The following is a 1,271-nucleotide window of genomic DNA, read 5'->3' as shown; positions in this document are numbered from 1 at the left end:
CATCGTCCTGCCCACGGCCCGTCCCGATAGATGCCGGTCGTGAATTGTCCGGGTTTGTCGCCGACCATGCGGTTGTGTTTGCCGCAGGCGGGGGCGAGGTCACCGATGTTGGTGAGCCCACCTTTCGCGTGGTCTGTGGTGGCGTGATGGATTTCGACGTGCGCGGCGGGTTGGGTGCATCCGGGAAACGAGCAGTACTCACCGCCGTCTTTGGCGAACAGTGCGATCCGCTGGCCTTGGCTCGCCAACCGGGCGCGCCCCAAATACAGGGGCAGACTGGTGTGGTCGTCGAACACCGCCAACCAGGGTTGGCTGTGAGCCGCTAACGCGATCACATCCCGGATTGGGAGGAGGGGGCCGGTCGCGGTGACGCCCATCCCGGTTTGCGCGATCAACTCCGACAGCGATGCTTTGATGATCAGATGCGGCGGCAGCCCGCGATGCGACTGCGGGCCGAGACCCACATCCAACCCGGCACGTAGAACTGCTTCCAACGCATCATGGTTGCGTTGCACCTGATCACGATGATCGCGGGCTGCCGCAGCCGTCAACGCGTCGGGGTCAGCATCTTCGCGACTGCCGGTGGGGGAGTCGGGGTCGGCGGGGTTGTTCATCCCGGGCGCTGCCCACATCGCCAACACTGCTTCGAGGTGCGCGGTGAGAGTCGGGGTCACTTGTCCGGACAGGCCACTCATTTTTTGGGCGTCTTGACGGCCGATACGGATTTGGCGGCGGCGTTGCCGATCGGTGTCGTCGGTCAGGTGGCCGTCGGGGTCGAGGTGCGCCAACACCCGTGCCCCCAAAATCCGGAGATCGGACGGGGTGTGGGTGCGGGCGAACCCGGCCATCGTGGCATCGGCCGACATTTTCTCGTCGAACGGCACTGCCGCCGGAATACGGTCCAACACATCGATCACCACCGCGGCGTGCGACGAGCCGGCCGCACCGGAGGCCATCGCTTCGGCGAGCGCCGGATATTTGGGGGCGGCGACCTCCCCGGTGAAGGTGCGGAAGGTGGCGGTCGCTGTGAGTTGTTTCCACCGCCGCCACGGTTCCGACACACGCAACAATCCGATCATGGCGTCGGTAATCGACCCGAACCCGTACTCCCGCGCCAGATGGCGGTCGGAGAATTCGACGATCTGCCGATCCCCTTGGACGGTGACGCGGGTGATCAACCGTTCGGTGGATTGCGCGACCGACACCAGGTCATCGTTGGACAGGCCGGTCAAATCATCCGATGCCAGCGCATCAACCAAGCGGTGGGCGAG

General features: G+C 65.1%; 1 protein-coding gene. It reads right to left on the bottom strand.

Annotated elements, in window-relative coordinates:
• Positions 1–1,271, bottom strand: a 1,271-nt coding sequence (locus B1964_RS29405) for an HNH endonuclease signature motif containing protein (RefSeq protein WP_079932309.1), incomplete at both ends; no start/stop codon positions are given.

This window comes from Gordonia sp. i37 (assembly GCF_002043085.1).
Lineage (GTDB): Bacteria > Actinomycetota > Actinomycetes > Mycobacteriales > Mycobacteriaceae > Gordonia > Gordonia polyisoprenivorans.
The sequence above is the reverse complement of the archived record's forward strand: the minus strand, read 5'-3'. Positions and strand labels throughout refer to the sequence as shown.